We start from the raw sequence: 15,284 nt of genomic DNA on the forward strand, positions 1-15,284 counted from the left end.
GTTGCGAAAAAGACTAGACCCGTCAGAGGCTCCCGTCGAGGGGGAGAATCGCCTTAGCTGACCGCGCGTTGTCCAATCCGCGAATAGGTGCGCGGGCCCAGGTCAAGCCGGAACGGGCGCAGTGCGGCGCCAGGCTGTTCGGGCAATTCGCCGACCACGAAGGTCTGCACTTCTACCATCTGTTGACCCGAAGGCTGACTGGCTTCGACCCTGAGCCGCGCCAGCGGCACGAAATAGGCCGCCTCGCCCGCACGAATCGGGGTGATGGCTGACAGCGGAAGACGGAAGTCGCCGGTGAATTCCACGCTTTCGCCCGGGGCCAGGGTGACCAGCGCATGGCGCAGTTCGAGCCGCTGGTTATCGTTGGCGATCTGCTGTTCGGGCGGCAGCGAGGCGTGGGCCGAGATCATGTCGCCCTCAACCGCCAGCGCTGACAGCGACTGGCCCGAATTGTTGGTCAGCCGCAGGGTATAGTTGAGCGTGGTCGCCATCAGCGAAGCGGTGATCCGCTGGGCCTCTAGCGCAATAGCGAGGCCCGGCGCGGATTCGGGGAGGGGCGCTGCCGCCGGCTTTGGCGCGGCTGGGGCAGGCTGGGGAGCGGGGACAGGCGCCGGGGCGGGGCCGGGTGCGGCCACCACCGGCGGTTCGAATTCCAGCTGTTCGTCCTTGGGGCGGCGGCGCCACCACAGTAGCGCAAACAGCGATGCGAGCAGGCCAGCGGCACCCGCAATCCACGGCCAGTACCAGCCCGAGGCGGCGCTGGTCGGCGCAGGATCGCTGGTCTGGGGCAGGGCGAAGCTGTCAGTCGCAGCGATCGCCGGCTCGGGAACAGTGCCGCCGGGCGGTAAGGCTGCACCGCTTGCCGGAGTGGGCGAGGGCGAGGGTGTGGCGGCGGGAACGCCTGCCGGGGCAGATTCGATCCGGCGGGTGACCGGAGCGGCAGCGTCGGTCGCCTGACGCGGACTGGCCGATGCTGGCCGCGTGGCCGGAGCAGGACTGCTGGCGGCAGGCGCCGACGCCGGGGTCACCACCGGTTCGGGGGTCAGCACCGGAGCGGGGCTGGGCCGGGGCGATGGTGCGCGGACGATCGGGTTCTGGTCGTCAACCGGGCCGGCCGCGCGCGAATTGCCGGTCGGCCGGCCGGTGGGGATGGTGAAATCGGGTGTCTGGGCCAGCGCCGGCAGCGGGGCAAGCGCAAGCATCAGCGCCAAAGCGCCGCATGCCGTCATGCTGCCCCCGAATTTCTGCATCGTTGTGTCCACCAGTTGCGCGACTGCGGCCCGATAGGCGCTCTTGCACTGAATAGGAAGTGAACCCGCGCAAGCCAACCGCCGACTTGTGCATTTGCCGCGATAGGGGCATGGCGCGTTGCATGGCAGACACACCAAAGCCCCTGCACCTTGGCCAGACCAGCGCGCTTCCGGCATCGCCCGAGGCGGCAGTGCTGGACTATGTGCCCAACCCGCGCGCCGGTTCGCTGTACCTGGTGCGCTTCGCTGCACCTGAATTCACTTCACTTTGCCCGGTCACCGGCCAGCCCGATTTCGCCCATCTGGTGATCGATTATGCCCCGGGCGAAACGATCGTCGAATCGAAAAGCCTCAAGCTGTTCCTCGGATCGTTCCGCAACCATGCCGGTTTTCACGAGGACGTGACCGTGGGGATTGGTCAGCGGCTGTTCGCCGAAATGCAGCCGCGCTGGCTGCGGATCGGCGGCTACTGGTATCCGCGCGGCGGGATCCCGATCGACGTCTTCTGGCAAAGCGGCGCAGCGCCCGAAGGGCTGTGGGTGCCGGACCAGGGCGTGGCCAGCTATCGCGGGCGCGGCTAGGTGTCATAACATTGTCATAATTGGACGATTTCGCGACATTCGCGCAACAGGTCCGCAGGAAAATCGGAGCGAGACCGGCTCGGCACTTGAGCCTTGCGTCGGCTTGACTAGCCCATCCGCCACCTTCTTCAATTCATCCCTTCTGACGGAGTTTTCATGAAACTGTCCGCTATGCTTCGCTATTCCGCCGCCACTCTGTCGCTCGGTCTGGCCCTTTCGGCTGCCGCCCCCGCGCTGGCCCAGGAAGCCGCCGCAGACGATCAGGGGCTTGGCGAGATCATCGTCACCGCCCAGCGCCGCGCTGAAAACCAGAAGGACGTGCCGATCTCGGTAGCGACGCTGAACGGCGAAACCCTCAAGGCTGTCAGCGGTGCCGGTGCGGATATCCGTGCGCTGTCGGGCCGCGTGCCCAGCCTCAACATCGAAAGCTCGTTTGGGCGCACTTTCCCGCGCTTCTACATTCGCGGCCTGGGCAACACCGACTTTGACCTCAACGCCTCGCAGCCGGTCAGTCTGGTCTATGATGACGTCGTGCTGGAAAACCCGATCCTCAAGGGCTTTCCGGTGTTTGACCTCGACCGGGTTGAAGTGCTGCGCGGGCCGCAGGGCACGCTGTTCGGCCGCAATACTCCGGCCGGGATCGTCAAGTTCGACAGCGTGAAGCCTGACGCCAAGGGCAAGAACTATGTCCGCGCCAGCTATGGCAGCTTCGGAACGGTAAACGCTGAAGCCGGTATCGGCGGCGAGCTTTCGGATGCCATCTCGGCGCGCGCCTCGGTGCTCTACCAGCAGCGCAACAACTGGGTCGACAATATCGACATTCCGGGCGGCAACGATCTTGAAGGGTTCGACGATTTCGCTGCGCGCCTGCAGATCCAGGCCAAGGCTGGCGATGCGCTGACCCTGCGCCTGACCGGCCAGATCCGCAGCTTTGACGGTAACGCCCGCCTGTTCCGCGCCAATGCCTTTGCCACCGGCAGCAACAAGCTGATCGGCCTGACCGGCCCGGCCAGCGAGTTCGACCGCCGCAAGACCCGCGCCGATGGTCTCAACTTCCAGCACCTCAACAACTACAACCTGGGCTTCACCGCCGAATACGATGCTGGCCCGGTGACGATCACCTCGGTGACCAGCCTGTGGAACGGCAACCTGGCCAGCCGCGGCGATATCGATGGCGGGTTCGGCAACCAGTTCAACCTGCCGATGGGTCCTGGCTTCATCCCGTTCTCGGCCCAGTCGCAGGACGATGTGCCCAGCCTTGACCAGATCACCCAGGAACTGCGCATCGCATCGAACAACAAGGGTGGACTCGGCTACCAGGTCGGCCTGTTCCTGTTCAACGAAAAGCTGGACATCACCAGCTATGACTTCGGTTCGCCGACTGACACCACCCCGGCGGCCATTGCCACCCAGCGTCAGGATAGCGACGCGGTGGGCGTGTTCGGTTCGGTCAACTACCAGTTCGACAACGGACTGAAGCTGCAGGCCGGCCTGCGCTACAACCATGACAAGCGCGCTATGGTTGCCGAACGCCCGGTCGATACCCGTCCTGCCTTCCTTAACTTTGGCGGCCCGGTCAGCCCGCAGACCGCCAATGTCAGCGGCGATGTCGTAACCTGGGATGTGGCGGCTACCATGCCGCTCAACCAGGACGTCAACCTGTTCGCGCGGATCGCCCGTGGCTATCGCGCCCCGTCGATCCAGGGCCGCCTGGTCTTTGGCCGCACGCTGTCGGTGGCCGACAAGGAAACCACCATGAGCTATGAAGCCGGGCTCAAGTCGACGCTTGGCGGCGTGGCCCGCTTCAACCTGACCGGGTTCTATTACAGCACCGACAACATGCAGCTGACTGCGGTGGGTGGCGCTTCGAACTTCACCACCCTGATCAACGCCAAGAAGGTTGATGGTTACGGCTTCGAAGCCGAATTCGAAGCCAAGCCGGTGCAGGGCCTGACGCTCACCGCCGGGCTGTCGTACAACCACAACGAGATCAAGGATCCGAACCTCTACGTGGCGGGCTGCGGCGCGGCGTGCACCGTTACCAACACCCAGCGCACTGGCAGCCCGGGGATCTATTCGATCAACGGCAACCAGTTGCCGCAGAGCCCGCGCTGGATCGCCAACTGGACCGCTGGCTATGAAATGCCGGTTGGCGATGGCCACGTCTATCTGTTCACCGACTGGGCCTATCGTTCGAAGATCCAGTTCTTCCTCTATAACTCGGTCGAATTCAGCGACGACAAGATGCTCGAAGGCGGCCTGCGGATCGGATACCGCACCGATGCGTTCGATGTGGCCGTGTTCGGCCGCAACATCACCGATGATGTCTCGGCGGTGTCGGGGATCGACTTCAACAACCTCACGGCGATGGTCAACGAACCGCGCATCTGGGGCTTTGAAGTGGGCATGAAGTTCTGATCGCGCTGATCAAAGTCTGACAGACTAGGGGCCTCGCCGGAGCAATCCGGCGGGGCCTTTTCAGATCAAGGCCAGCAGCGCCGCGACATCATCGGCATCATGATAGAGCGCGAAGCCGATCCGCAGCACATCGCCGCGCAGGTCAGTAACCGCGCCTTTGGCATCGAGCGCGGCGTGGAGCGCAGGCGCGGCTTCGCCCTGCCAGGCCAGGAAGCGCGCATTGGGGCCGCTCAGCAGCTTCATTTCCGGCAATGGCCCGGCTTCACAGAACTGATCCTTCAGCGCGTTGCAATGCGCTGAAATCGTTGCGGTATCGAGGCCCTCGGCCTTGAGCATCCGCTGCACCGCGTTGAAGCGGTAAAGGCCCGAGGCATCGAAGGTGCTGCCCAGAAACCGGCGCCCGTCGGGGGCATAGCCGACACCGCCTTGCTGGGCGGCAAGTTCATCGAATGAAGCATACCAGCCGGTTACTTCGGGGCGCGGGCCGAACCCGGGCGGGCAATGCAGGAAGCAGACCCCTTCGCCCGCCATCGCGTATTTGTAGCCGCCGGCGAGGTAAAAGACCTTGTCAGCCACGGCGGACAGGTCGGTCGGGGTGGCCATGAAGCCGTGATAGCCGTCGATCACCACCCATGGACCCTCGGGCCGGGCCAGCGCGGCGAGCCGCTCGATCCCTTCAAGCACCCGGCCTGAATTGAACTGCACCTGACTGGTGAAAATCAGGTCATAGGCGCCGCTTTCAGCCTGCTCCACCAGCTGCTCAAGCGGCACCGTGGTCAGCGCGATCCGCCCGCTTTCGGCCCAGCGCAGCGACTGGCGGCGGAACGAGTGAAACTCGCCATCGCTGGCCAGCACGCGCGGCTGGGCCATCGGCAGCGCGGAGATGATCCGCACCACGAAATCGTGCGTGTTGGGCGAAAAGGCGATTGTGGCGGGATCGGGCAGGCTGAGCTCGGCGGCGATGTGGCGCTGGGCCTCGGGGATGACTTCGCCGAACACCTTGTCCCACTTGTGATCGGCCAGCAGCGCAGCGTCGTTCCAGGCCTGCATCTGGCCATCATGGCTGGCGTCGGGCCACAGATGGTGGCTGTGCGCGGCAAAGTGCAGGCGGCCGGGGGCGGCTTCGAGCGCGCGCGAGAACAGCCGCTTGAAGCTCACAGCGCGGTCCTCAGGCTCCACAGTTCGGGAAAGGCCCGCTTGCCCAGCGTCGATTGCAGGTAACCCACGCCCGAGGTGCCCCCGGTGCCCATTTTTCCGCCGATCACCCGCTCAACCGTCTGGACATGGCGATGCCGCCAGGCGGCCATCGCATCGTCGATATCGACCAGCTTTTCGGCCAGCTGGTACAGTTCCCAATAGCGTTCGGGCTGCTGGTAGACCGTCAGGAAGGCGGCCTCCACGCCCGCGCTGGGTTTATAAGGCTGCCTGACATCGCGCTCCAGCACTTCGGCAGGGATCGGCAGACCGGCGCGCGCCGCAGCGCGGATCGTCTCATCCCACATGCTGGGCGCATTGAGCGCCGCTTCCATCGCCGCGCGCGCGTGCGGACGATCGTTCTGGTAATCGAGAAAGCGCGGGTCCTTCAGCCCCAGCATGTATTCGATCGTGCGGAACTGATCGGACTGGAACCCGCTCGACGGGCCCAGAACGTCGCGAAAGCGGGTGTAGTCGCTGGGGGTCATGGTGGTCAGCACGTCCCAGCTCAGCGTCAGCACCGCCTGGATCCGGCTGACCCGGGCCAAGGCCTTGTAAGCATGGATCAGGGCATCGGCCTGGACCTGGCTGACCGCCAGCTTCAGTTCGCGGATCGCCTGCTTGAGCCACAGCTCTTTCGACTGGTGGATCACGATGAACAGCATTTCGTCATCGCAGTCGGATCGCGGCTGCTGGCAGGCCAGCAGCTCGTCGAGCGCGAGATAACGGGCGTAGGTCATGGGGGCAGAATCGGTCATCCGCCCACCATGACCAAACTGGTTTCATTTGCAAGCATCTCCCAAAAGTACTGGTAAAAACTCCGTCGTTGCAAAGGACTTGATTGATGATACCTTGTAACCAGGAGGGCTTGCCATGAAAGCACCGCACCTGTTTGCCGCAGCCATGCTGGCCTTGGCCGCTTCGACACTGACCGCGCAGGAAGTCGGCGCACCGTCGCTGGGTGAAGTGATGGTCACCTCGGGCCGGCAGAATGCCCGATTTGCCCAGCCAGACCGTCCGGTGATCGGGCTGCGCCGCCAGGCCGATGGCGCATTGATGACGATCACGATCAGCTCTGACACCCGCGACGAGGCAACCCGCAAGCAGGAAATCCATACCGTGCTGCTGGGCGCAATCGACCGGGCGGCTGCGGCGGGCTTCAAGCTGGTGTCTGGGCAATTCCAGCTCAGCGAGATAACCCGGGCCAATTACAAGGACCTGCAATTCTACCCCGCCGGACGGGTCGATACCAGCAAGGTCGAACTGCTGGTTCGCGCGCCGCTTGACGGGTCGGCCAGCGCGACCCAGGCCAAGCTTGCCGCGTTTGCCAAATCGCTCAAGGGTTCGGGCCGGGCGACGATTGACAACAACAGCTACATCATCCTGACGGTGATCAACCCGGACCAGTACCGCGAAGCGATCATCAAGCTGGTGGCCGAGGATGCGCGCCGCACCGCCGCGCTGTTCGGGCCGGAATTCTCGTTCAACATCAGCGGAATGGACGGGCAAGTCGCCTGGTCACAGGTCAGCCCGACCGAAGTGCTGCTCTATATCCCCTATCGTTACACCGTGATCCCCAAATAGGCGGGGCGGAGGCTGGCCATGATCAAATTTGCACGCATTGCGGTTCTGGGTCTGGCCTTGGCTACCGGCCCGCTGCTGGCTCAGGACGAGGGCGGTGGGGGCGAGATGATCGTCGTCACCGGCCAGCGCATGTCAAACTCGCTTTCGCGTGTGCCGATCGCGGTTTCACCAATTGGCGGGGGCGCGGTCGCACTCGATCGCCGCCCGGTTGTGGGGCTGCGCCGTACGGCCGACAACGCGGTGCGCCATGTTGAAATCCGCTCGGACTCGCGCGAGGAAGACATGCGCCGTAGCGAGGTGCAGGCGATGCTGCTCGCAGCGCTTGACCGGGCCGAACGCGAAGGGGTGAGCCTGGTTACCGGAACTCTCGAGATCACGGTGGTGACCAAGGCGAACTGGAAGAACCTGTTCCCGGGGCTCGCCGGTACTGCCCCCAAGGTCGATGACGAAGACGAGGATGACGACGAGGACGAGGGCGGCCGGGTTGCCCCCGGCTTTGAAGACGATGGCAGCACCGCCACGCTGCGATTGATGGTGCGGACCAAACTGAGCGGGTCGATTGCCGATGCCCAGGGCAAGATCGGCAAGTTCGTCAAAAGTGTGCCGGCCACCGGCCGATCGGAAATGGTGATGACCGGCGCCATGGCGCTGACCATCATCAATCCCGAACAGTACCGCGACGAGATCTACCGCCGCGTGGCCAAGGCCGCGCAGCATGCCGCCAGCTTCTATGGCGAAGGCTACGGCATCGAAATCGCCGGGCTCGACCGCGATATCGCCTGGGAGCAGGTCAGCAACACCGAGGTGTTCCTGTACATTCCCTATGGCTTCCTGGTGAAGAAGTAGGCCTTAGCGCGTCCCCAGCCCGCGGGCGATGATCCCGCGGAGGATCTCGCGCGTGCCGCCACGCAGCGACCAGCTGGGCGCGTTGTGGACGATGTTGGCCATGACCCCGGCATAGGCGCGCTGGGTGCGCGGATCCGGTTCGGCATCGACCAGCGTGCGCGCCACATCGGGCAGCACCTGTTCCCACACCGCGCCGACATCCTTGACGATCGCGGCCTGCAGGCCGGCATCCTGCTTGTTCTGCAGCATCGCCGCGACCGAGCGTGACAGGCGGCGCAGCACGGCCAATTGCGCGGTGACCCGGCCCAGCGTGATCGCGGCACTATCGTCCTCGCGGCCCTTCAGCACTTCGATCAGCTGGTACATCAGCTCGATCGAGGAGAGGAAGCGTTCGGGGCCCGAGCGTTCGAAGGCCAGCTCGCTCATCACCTGGTTCCAGCCGTCGCCTTCCTGGCCCAGCAGGTTGCTGGCCGGGACCGCCGCATCCTCGAAATGCATTTCGTTGAAGTGGTGCTGGCCGGCCAGATCGATGATCGGCTTGATCGTCAGGCCGGGGGTGTTCTTGAGGTCAACCAGCAGCTGGCTGGTGCCCATGTGGCGGTCGGCCGGGGTGCCGCTGGTCCGGCAGAACAGGATCACATAGTCCGCCTCGTGGGCAAAGCTGGTCCAGACCTTGGTGCCGGTAACCCGGTAGAGATCGCCATCGCGCACCGCCTTGGTGCGGGTCGCGGCGAGGTCTGAGCCCGAATCCGGCTCGCTCATCCCGATCCCGAAGGCCAGTTCGCCCTTGGCGATGCGCGGCAGGATGGTGTGCTGCTGCTCTTCGGTCCCGAACTTGATGATCGACGGGCCCGACTGGCGATCCGCGATCCAGTGGGCGCCAACCGGGGCGCCATAGGCCAGCGATTCCTCGACCACCACGTAGCGTTCATAGGCGGTGCGTTCGTGCCCGCCGAACTGCTTGGGCCAGGTCATGCCCAGATAGCCGGCCTGGCCCATCGCCAGCGAAAACTCGCGGCTGAAGCCGTACCAGTTGTCGCTGCGCTGGCGCGGCGTGCGGTGGCCCAGCTGCTTGTCGAGGAAGGCGCGGAACTCGGTCCGCAGCGCCAGCACTTCGGCGCTGTCCTGGGGTGGGGCGGGGAAGGGGATCGCACTCATAGGGAAGTCACCATCGGCCAGTATCCATCGCCGCCAGCGGCCAGCGCCGCGCGGCCGAGCAGCTTTGCCCACATCACCTGCCCGCCGAACTCGTCGCGCCAGGTCCACAGCGAGGTGGTGTAAAGGTGCAGGCGGTGTTCGCGGGTAAAGCCGATCGCACCGTGCATCTGCGTCGCGATCGCCGCACCGTTGCCGGCCGCCTCGCGCGCCCGTAGCGATCCGGCGGCCACGCCGTTGAGGTCGCCGCGGGCCAGGGCTTCACCGGCCAGGTCTGCTGCCGCGGTGGCGCAGGCCAGCTCGCCTGCCAGCTTGGCCAGTTCGTGCTGGACCACCTGGTTCTTCTGCAACGGCTTGCCGAACTGCACGCGGGTAGCGGTATGCTCCAGCGTCAGGTCAAGGCAGGCCTCGAGCGCCCCGGCGATCTGGTAGGCGCGAACGGTCGCTCCGGCGGCGAGCGGGCAATAGGGCAGCGCGGCCTCGGCATCGATCGTCCAGTCGATCGCCAGCGCCGGACGCGGGTGGAAGTTGAGCGCCGATCCGGCCTCCACCACGCTCCAGCCCGAACGCGGTACGCGGTAGAGGCAGTCGCCGACGGCCAGTGCCAGGCAGTCAAGCTGCTCACCCCATGCAATGCGCTCGATGGTACCCTTGAGTGACCCTTGAGTAACGCTGAGGTGATCGCCGCGGGCCAGTCCAGCCGGCCCTTCGGCCAGCGGCAGGCCGGCATTGGCCAGCAGCTGGTTGGCGGCCATGGTCTCGGCAACCGGCAGCGGCATCGCATGCCGGCCCAGCAGCCGCAGCGCCTCGCCCGCTTCGGCAAAGGACAGGCCGAACCCGCCCTGATCCTCGGTCAGCAGGGCCAGCGGCAGGCCCATTTCCTCAACCTCGGCCCACAATTCGGGCAGCCATTCGCCGCTCCGCGCCCGGCCTTGCGCGCCATCGTCAAGATGGCGATCGAGCAGGCGTTCGATCATTTCGGCAAGCATGCGCTCGCTCCCTGATTTGAAGTGGTGCCGGCTGAGGGATTTGAACCCCCGACCTTCGGTTTACAAAACCGCTGCACTACCACTGTGCTAAGCCGGCCCAGATGTGCTGATCCGCCCTTAGCCTTAGCGGGCGCCAAAGGTCCACCCCTCGGTTGCGGCAATTTCCGGAGTCAGCCCGGCCGGGTGCCACAATTGCGGATCGGCGGCGGCGCGGCGCAGCCAGGCGGCGGTCAGCAGCGCGTCGCTGGCATGATCGGCGATCGGGCCCTGGCCGGCGACGGGCGCACAGCCCAGCGCGGCAAGCGCGGCGTTGAGTTCCTCATAACTGCGCATCTTCGATTTCGCGGCGCTGCGCCCGGCGGCCATTGCGGCGATCGTGGTATAGATTTCCACCACGACAGAACCTTGCGCGGGCAGGGGATCGATCGGCCAGACCGGCAGGCGGCCTTGCAGGCGGTGCAGCAGGCGCATGCCGGTCAGGCTCGACTTGCCGACCTGCGATGCGCCGACCAGGTTGAAATTCGAATAGGGTTTGCACCCCATTGCTTCCTGCGCGCGTTCGGTCACGCGGAAGCGGCCGCGTCCCCCGCCGAACAGGTCCCCCTCGCGCCCGCCGTGGCGGCGGAAATGGCGGCTGGTTTCGGGGTGATCGACATAGGACGTTGCGGCAAGGTGCGGGTCCTCACCGCAGATGGCGTCGATGCTGGCCCACAGCGCACGGGCATGGGGCGGGCTTTCGTTCCACCCCGGAAAGAACGCGCCGTGGTCGGCAAAGGCCAGCGAAATGCCCATGTCAAAGCCGACCAGTGTATCGCCGGGCAGTTCGTCCAGCAGCCAGTTCAGCACTTCGCTGCGTGACCAGCGATGCCCGGGCCTTACCAGTTCGGGCCTGCCTGCACCGCACAACGCCACGGCAATCCCGCGATGCCGCTCTCCCGCCGCGCCCGACCAGTCGATCGCGGCGAAATGGCGGAAGCGGGTTGCTTGGTGCAGTTTCACCCGAAGAACCTAAGCTGTCGTGCGGTCACGCTTACGTCCGTATTCACTGCGGCTGTCGATCACTCTCGTAACGCCCTGCTTGAACAACGGGGTGCCGAAGTTGATCAAAAGCCCTACGGGCAGGTTCATCAACCGGAGGTATGTCAGCAATTGCTTGCTGTGGACGGGAGCTACGCGCTCCAGCGACTTGATCTCGACAATCAAACGGTCCTCGACCAGCAGATCGATGCGGAACGCATTGTCGATAGTCATGTTTCGGTAGCTGGCCGGAAGAGAGATTTGTTGCCGAACATTCAATCCGGCTTCGCGAAGCGAACCTGCCAGAAACGCCTCATAAGCACTTTCCAACAGACCGGGACCGACCGTATCGTGCAACCGAAAGCCGTGATCGACAACCACGGAGATCAACCGCTCAAGATCCTCCGTTTGTGGGAAGGAGCTGCCTTCTTCGGTGCTTTGGGTGAACCCCATATCATTTTTCCCCGCGCAGTTCCCGCCGCTTCTTGTCCCACCATTCCAGCCGCTTGAGCACCTCGCGTTCGAAACCGCGTTCGACCGGGCGGTAGTATTGCTGCGCTGCCATCCCCTCAGGCCAGTAGTCGGCGCCGGAAAAGCCGTCCTCGGCCTCGTGGTCATAGGCGTAGCCGGCGCCATAGCCGATGTCCTTCATCAGCTTGGTCGGGGCGTTGAGGATGTGCGCGGGCGGGGCAAGGCTGCCGGTCTCCCGGGCGCTCTTCCAGGCTTCCTTCTGGGCCACATAGGCGGCGTTCGATTTGGGCGCGGTGGCGAGGTAAAGGCAGGCCTGGACGATCGCCAGCTCGCCTTCGGGGCTGCCCAGAAACTGATAAGCGTCCTTGGCGGCCAGGCATTGCACCAGCGCCTGCGGATCGGCCATGCCAATGTCCTCGCTGGCAAAGCGCACCAGCCGCCGCAGCACATAGAGCGGCTCTTCCCCGGCGGTCAGCATCCGCGCCATGTAATAGAGCGCGGCCTGCGGGTCCGATCCGCGCAGCGCCTTGTGCAGCGCCGAAATCAGATTGTAGTGCCCGTCACGGTCCTTGTCATAGACCGCCACCCGGCGCTGCAGGAACTTGCCCAGCCCCGCCGGATCAAGCGGCTGGGGGATATGCGCGTTGTAAAGCGTTTCAGCCTGGTTCAGCAGGAACCGTCCGTCACCATCGGCGCTGGCCACCAGCGCTTCGCGCGCCTCGCCGGTCAGCGGCAGCGGCCCGGCCAGTCCTTCGGCGCGGGTCAGCAGCACATCGAGCGCGGCGGCATCGAGCCGGTGCAGGATCAGCACCTGCGCGCGGCTGAGCAGCGCGGCGTTGAGCGCAAAGCTGGGGTTTTCCGTGGTCGCGCCGACCAGCGTGACCGTGCCCTTTTCGACAAAAGGCAGGAAGCCATCCTGCTGGGCGCGATTGAAGCGGTGGATCTCGTCCACGAACAGCAGTGTACGTTGCCCGGCTTTGGCGGCGGCCTCGGCCTCGGCGAAGGCTTTCTTGAGGTCGGCCACGCCCGAAAAGACCGCGCTGACCGAAATGAACCGCATCCCCACGGCATCGGCCAACAGCCGCGCGGTGCTGGTCTTGCCGGTGCCCGGCGGTCCCCACAGGATCATGCTGGATAGCCGCCCGGCCGCGACCATCCGCCCGATTGCGCCTTCGGGTCCGGTCAGGTGTTCCTGCCCGATCACTTCGGAGAGGTCACGTGGGCGCAGCCGGTCGGCCAGCGGCGCATCCTCGCGCGGTTCCTCGCTGGCGGCAGGGGGCAGGGCATCAGGGAACAGGTCGGACATCGCAGACACGTTAGGAGGCTCAGAGCGATTTTGCACGAGGGGGCTTGTGCAAATCAAGTAAAGATATATCTTAGACGCATCATGAAAGGATTTTCACAGATGAGAATGCACGCAATGGGCCATCACGGCCGCAAGATGTGGCCGATGGCCATGATGATGGGCGGCTGGGGCCGCCGCTGGGGCTCTGATTGGGGCGGTGACTTCGCCGGCGACTGGCAGGGCAAGGGCGGACGCGGACCGCGCGGCCGTTCGCGGATGTTCGGATCGGGCGAACTGCGGCTGGTGCTGCTGGGCCTGATCGGCGAAGCGCCGCGCCACGGTTATGAACTGATCAAGGCGATCGAAGAGCTTTCGGGTGGCAACTATGCCCCCAGCCCGGGGGTGGTCTATCCCACGCTCAACCTGCTGACCGATGAAGGCCTGATCGCCGAACAACCCGGCGAAGGCGCCCGCAAGGCCTTTGCCGCAACCGAAGCCGGCCGCGCCGAACTGGACGGGCGCGGCGAGGAATTTGCGCGGATCGTCGAACGGCTCAAGGCCCTGGCCGAAGAGCGCGAACGCCACAGCGCCCCGCAGCTCAAGCGCGCGATGGGCAACCTGTTCATGGCGGTAAAGGGCCGGGCGATGGACAGCGGGTTTGACCGCGACACGCTGCACGCGATCGCCGATGTTCTGGACGAGGCCGCGCGCAAGATTGAACGGATGTAGCGTCCAAAGCCGGTCCCGCGCCGGGACTGGCTTTGCATTTTGGCCCCTGTCAGTTTCGTGTTAGCTTTCCCTATCCTCGATCAACAAGGGGGAGGGGAGAATGAACAGCGATGGACAGGCGGCCAAGGCGCCGTTGAGCTTCTGGATCGTATCTGGACTTAGCCTGCTGTGGAATGCCTTTGGCGGCTACGACTATCTGATGACCAGAACCCGCAACATGGATTACCTGGCCAGCGCGGCAGGTAACGAGCAGTTGGCGGGCGAGATGCTGGCGATGATCGAAGGCATGCCGGTCTGGGCCCATGTCTTGTGGGGCCTGGGCGTGTGGTTTTCGGTGCTGGGTTCGATCCTGCTGCTGGTGCGTTCGCGCCATGCAGTCATGGCGTTTCTGGTGTCGTTGATCGCCGCTGCGCTCAGCTTTGCCTATCAGGCCACGCTGACCATGCCGCCGGGGCTCGATTCATTGGCCATGAAGATCATGCCGCTGGTGATCCTGATTGCGATCGCGTTTTTCTGGCAGTTTTCCAGACGCGAAGCAGCCAAGGGCACGCTGCGCTAGGTCAACCTTTCGCCGGTGCCTGCCGTTGGCGGATCAGCCGCAGGTAGGTATCGGCGACGACTTGGTTGATCTGATCCCACGAGAAGTCGCGGCTGCGCTTTTCGCCAGCGTCGCCGTGCGCGCGGCGCAGTGCCGGATCCTCGATATATTGGCGCAGTGCTTCGGCGAACTGATGGACCGCGCCCGGTGCGATCAGCCGGCCCGATGTGCCGTTATCGACCAGGTTCTGGCTGCCGGTAGCCGCAGCCGCCACCACCGGCAGGCCGCAGGCCATCGCTTCCAGGCTGACATTGCCGAAGGTCTCGGTGGTTGAAGGGAAGAACAGCACGTCCATCGAGGCGACCGCCTTGCCCAGGTCCTGCCCGGCCATGAACCCGGCAAAGACCGCCTCTGGCAGGCGCGATTCCAGCCATTGTCGGGCTGGACCATCACCGACGATCAGCGTCCGGTGCGCCACGCCGCGGCGGCGCAGCTGGTCGATCGCTTCGGAAAAGACGTCCAGTCCCTTTTCCATCACCAGCCGGCTGTGAAAGCCGACCACCACTTCATCGTCGCCAATCCCCAGCTCGCGCCGCCATTCAAGCGAGCGCAGTGCCGGGTTGAAGATGCCGCGATCGACCCCGCGTGACCAGATCTCGATATCGTAGTTCATCCGCTCTTCGCGCAGGGTCTGCGCCATCGATTCCGATGGGGCGACCAGCGCGTCGCAGCGGCGATAGAACCGCCGGGTGATCGCGGTGGCGATCGGTTCGAACCAGGCCATGTTGTAATAGCGGAAATAGGTATCGAACCGGGTGTGGACCGATGCCAGCACCGGCAGCCCGCGCCTGCGGGCCCAGGTAACGGCGCGGTGGCAGCCCACATCGGGCGCGGAAACATGGACCACGTTGGGGTTGAATTCCGCAAGATCGCGCCGCACCCGGCGGTTGACCCCGGTTGAAAGCCGGTATTCCGAACGCTTGGGAATCGGCACCGAGGGCAGCGAGACCAGATCGCCGGTGGCGTCCATCTCGGGATTTTCGACCGTCGGCGAATAGACCCGCACCTGCGCGCCCTGACGCAGCAGGTACTCCACCAGCCGGTTGAGCGCCTTGTTCGCGCCATCGACGGTGATGTTGTAATTGCCCGAGAACAGGGCAATGCGCAGGTCGCTGGTCTTCATCCTGCGCGCCTTAGCCGATTGCCCGGCAAAGCGCGAGGGGGCTT

Annotated in this window: 15 protein-coding genes and 1 tRNA gene; 6 read left to right on the plus strand and 10 right to left on the minus strand. The window is 64.9% G+C overall.

Going from position 1 to position 15,284, the window contains the following annotated elements:
* Positions 1-53: 53 nt before the first annotated feature.
* Positions 54-1,202 (minus strand): hypothetical protein, encoded by a 1,149-nt coding sequence (locus IT549_RS04860; RefSeq protein ID WP_292970381.1) that lies wholly within the window; start codon positions 1,200-1,202, stop codon positions 54-56.
* Positions 1,203-1,372: 170 nt separating this feature from the next.
* Between IT549_RS04860 and queF the strand changes: the two genes are divergently transcribed.
* The gene (gene queF, locus IT549_RS04865) at positions 1,373-1,831 is read left to right on the plus strand and encodes a preQ(1) synthase (protein WP_292970382.1); all 459 of its coding nucleotides are present in this window, start codon (positions 1,373-1,375) and stop codon (positions 1,829-1,831) included.
* A 156-nt stretch (positions 1,832-1,987) separates the two neighbouring features.
* Entirely contained in the window at positions 1,988-4,249 is a 2,262-nt protein-coding gene (locus IT549_RS04870; protein ID WP_292970384.1) for a TonB-dependent receptor, read from the plus strand.
* Positions 4,250-4,309: 60 nt separating this feature from the next.
* Here IT549_RS04870 and IT549_RS04875 read toward each other — a convergent pair whose 3' ends face one another.
* Positions 4,310-5,407 carry a class V aminotransferase gene (locus IT549_RS04875; RefSeq protein ID WP_292970386.1) on the minus strand — a complete coding sequence of 366 codons (1,098 nt, stop codon included), beginning with the start codon at positions 5,405-5,407 and terminating at the stop codon, positions 4,310-4,312.
* Positions 5,404-6,201 carry a tryptophan 2,3-dioxygenase gene (locus IT549_RS04880; protein ID WP_292970388.1) on the minus strand — a complete coding sequence of 266 codons (798 nt, stop codon included), beginning with the start codon at positions 6,199-6,201 and terminating at the stop codon, positions 5,404-5,406. Before IT549_RS04880 ends, IT549_RS04875 begins: the two co-directional genes overlap by 4 nt.
* A 115-nt stretch (positions 6,202-6,316) precedes the next feature.
* Here IT549_RS04880 and IT549_RS04885 point away from each other — a divergent pair, with 115 nt between their 5' ends.
* Entirely contained in the window at positions 6,317-7,027 is a 711-nt protein-coding gene (locus IT549_RS04885) for a hypothetical protein (protein WP_292970389.1), read from the plus strand.
* An 18-nt stretch (positions 7,028-7,045) separates the two neighbouring features.
* Positions 7,046-7,873, plus strand: coding sequence for a hypothetical protein (locus IT549_RS04890; protein ID WP_292970391.1), 828 nt, complete (start codon positions 7,046-7,048; stop codon positions 7,871-7,873).
* Between the two features lie 3 nt (positions 7,874-7,876).
* On the opposite strand, the gene IT549_RS04895 is transcribed toward IT549_RS04890, so the two are convergent.
* From IT549_RS04895 to IT549_RS04920, 6 genes are all read right to left on the minus strand, one after another.
* Positions 7,877-9,031 carry an acyl-CoA dehydrogenase family protein gene (locus tag IT549_RS04895; protein WP_292970393.1) on the minus strand — a complete coding sequence of 385 codons (1,155 nt, stop codon included), beginning with the start codon at positions 9,029-9,031 and terminating at the stop codon, positions 7,877-7,879.
* Positions 9,028-10,017 (minus strand): acyl-CoA dehydrogenase family protein, encoded by a 990-nt coding sequence (locus IT549_RS04900; protein WP_292970395.1) that lies wholly within the window; start codon positions 10,015-10,017, stop codon positions 9,028-9,030. Before IT549_RS04900 ends, IT549_RS04895 begins: the two co-directional genes overlap by 4 nt.
* Before the next feature lie 22 nt (positions 10,018-10,039).
* Positions 10,040-10,114 (minus strand) — tRNA-Thr (locus IT549_RS04905).
* A gap of 26 nt (positions 10,115-10,140) precedes the next feature.
* Positions 10,141-11,016: a hypothetical protein gene (locus tag IT549_RS04910; RefSeq protein ID WP_292970397.1), complete on the minus strand. Its 876-nt coding sequence runs from the start codon at positions 11,014-11,016 to the stop codon at positions 10,141-10,143.
* A 9-nt stretch (positions 11,017-11,025) separates the two neighbouring features.
* Complete coding sequence (locus tag IT549_RS04915) at positions 11,026-11,487, minus strand: GxxExxY protein (RefSeq protein ID WP_292970399.1); 462 nt, start codon at positions 11,485-11,487, stop codon at positions 11,026-11,028.
* Between the two features lies 1 nt (position 11,488).
* The gene (locus IT549_RS04920; RefSeq protein WP_292970401.1) at positions 11,489-12,811 is read right to left on the minus strand and encodes a replication-associated recombination protein A; all 1,323 of its coding nucleotides are present in this window, start codon (positions 12,809-12,811) and stop codon (positions 11,489-11,491) included.
* A gap of 99 nt (positions 12,812-12,910) precedes the next feature.
* Here IT549_RS04920 and IT549_RS04925 point away from each other — a divergent pair, with 99 nt between their 5' ends.
* Entirely contained in the window at positions 12,911-13,519 is a 609-nt protein-coding gene (locus IT549_RS04925; protein ID WP_292970403.1) for a PadR family transcriptional regulator, read from the plus strand.
* 100 nt (positions 13,520-13,619) lie between these two features.
* On the plus strand, positions 13,620-14,078 hold the full coding sequence (locus IT549_RS04930; RefSeq protein WP_292970405.1) for a hypothetical protein: 459 nt from the start codon (positions 13,620-13,622) through the stop codon (positions 14,076-14,078).
* Position 14,079: 1 nt separating this feature from the next.
* Here the strand turns inward: IT549_RS04930 and IT549_RS04935 are convergent, their stop codons facing one another.
* The gene (locus IT549_RS04935) at positions 14,080-15,240 is read right to left on the minus strand and encodes a glycosyltransferase family 1 protein (protein WP_292970407.1); all 1,161 of its coding nucleotides are present in this window, start codon (positions 15,238-15,240) and stop codon (positions 14,080-14,082) included.
* Positions 15,241-15,284 lie beyond the last annotated feature (44 nt).

This window comes from Novosphingobium sp. (genome assembly GCF_020852455.1).
In the GTDB taxonomy this organism is placed as follows: domain Bacteria; phylum Pseudomonadota; class Alphaproteobacteria; order Sphingomonadales; family Sphingomonadaceae; genus Novosphingobium.

Coding starts and splice junctions, on each gene's coding strand:
- IT549_RS04935 (WP_292970407.1), bottom strand. CDS start 15,240: ATGAAGACCAGCGACCTGCGCATTGCCCTGTTCTCGGGCAATTACAAC.
- IT549_RS04900 (WP_292970395.1), bottom strand. CDS start 10,017: ATGCTTGCCGAAATGATCGAACGCCTGCTCGATCGCCATCTTGACGAT.
- IT549_RS04890 (WP_292970391.1), top strand. CDS start 7,046: ATGATCAAATTTGCACGCATTGCGGTTCTGGGTCTGGCCTTGGCTACC.
- IT549_RS04920 (WP_292970401.1), bottom strand. CDS start 12,811: ATGTCCGACCTGTTCCCTGATGCCCTGCCCCCTGCCGCCAGCGAGGAA.
- queF (WP_292970382.1), top strand. CDS start 1,373: ATGGCAGACACACCAAAGCCCCTGCACCTTGGCCAGACCAGCGCGCTT.
- IT549_RS04915 (WP_292970399.1), bottom strand. CDS start 11,487: ATGGGGTTCACCCAAAGCACCGAAGAAGGCAGCTCCTTCCCACAAACG.
- IT549_RS04860 (WP_292970381.1), bottom strand. CDS start 1,202: ATGCTTGCGCTTGCCCCGCTGCCGGCGCTGGCCCAGACACCCGATTTC.
- IT549_RS04930 (WP_292970405.1), top strand. CDS start 13,620: ATGAACAGCGATGGACAGGCGGCCAAGGCGCCGTTGAGCTTCTGGATC.
- IT549_RS04925 (WP_292970403.1), top strand. CDS start 12,911: ATGAGAATGCACGCAATGGGCCATCACGGCCGCAAGATGTGGCCGATG.
- IT549_RS04880 (WP_292970388.1), bottom strand. CDS start 6,201: ATGACCGATTCTGCCCCCATGACCTACGCCCGTTATCTCGCGCTCGAC.
- IT549_RS04885 (WP_292970389.1), top strand. CDS start 6,317: ATGAAAGCACCGCACCTGTTTGCCGCAGCCATGCTGGCCTTGGCCGCT.
- IT549_RS04870 (WP_292970384.1), top strand. CDS start 1,988: ATGAAACTGTCCGCTATGCTTCGCTATTCCGCCGCCACTCTGTCGCTC.
- IT549_RS04895 (WP_292970393.1), bottom strand. CDS start 9,031: ATGAGTGCGATCCCCTTCCCCGCCCCACCCCAGGACAGCGCCGAAGTG.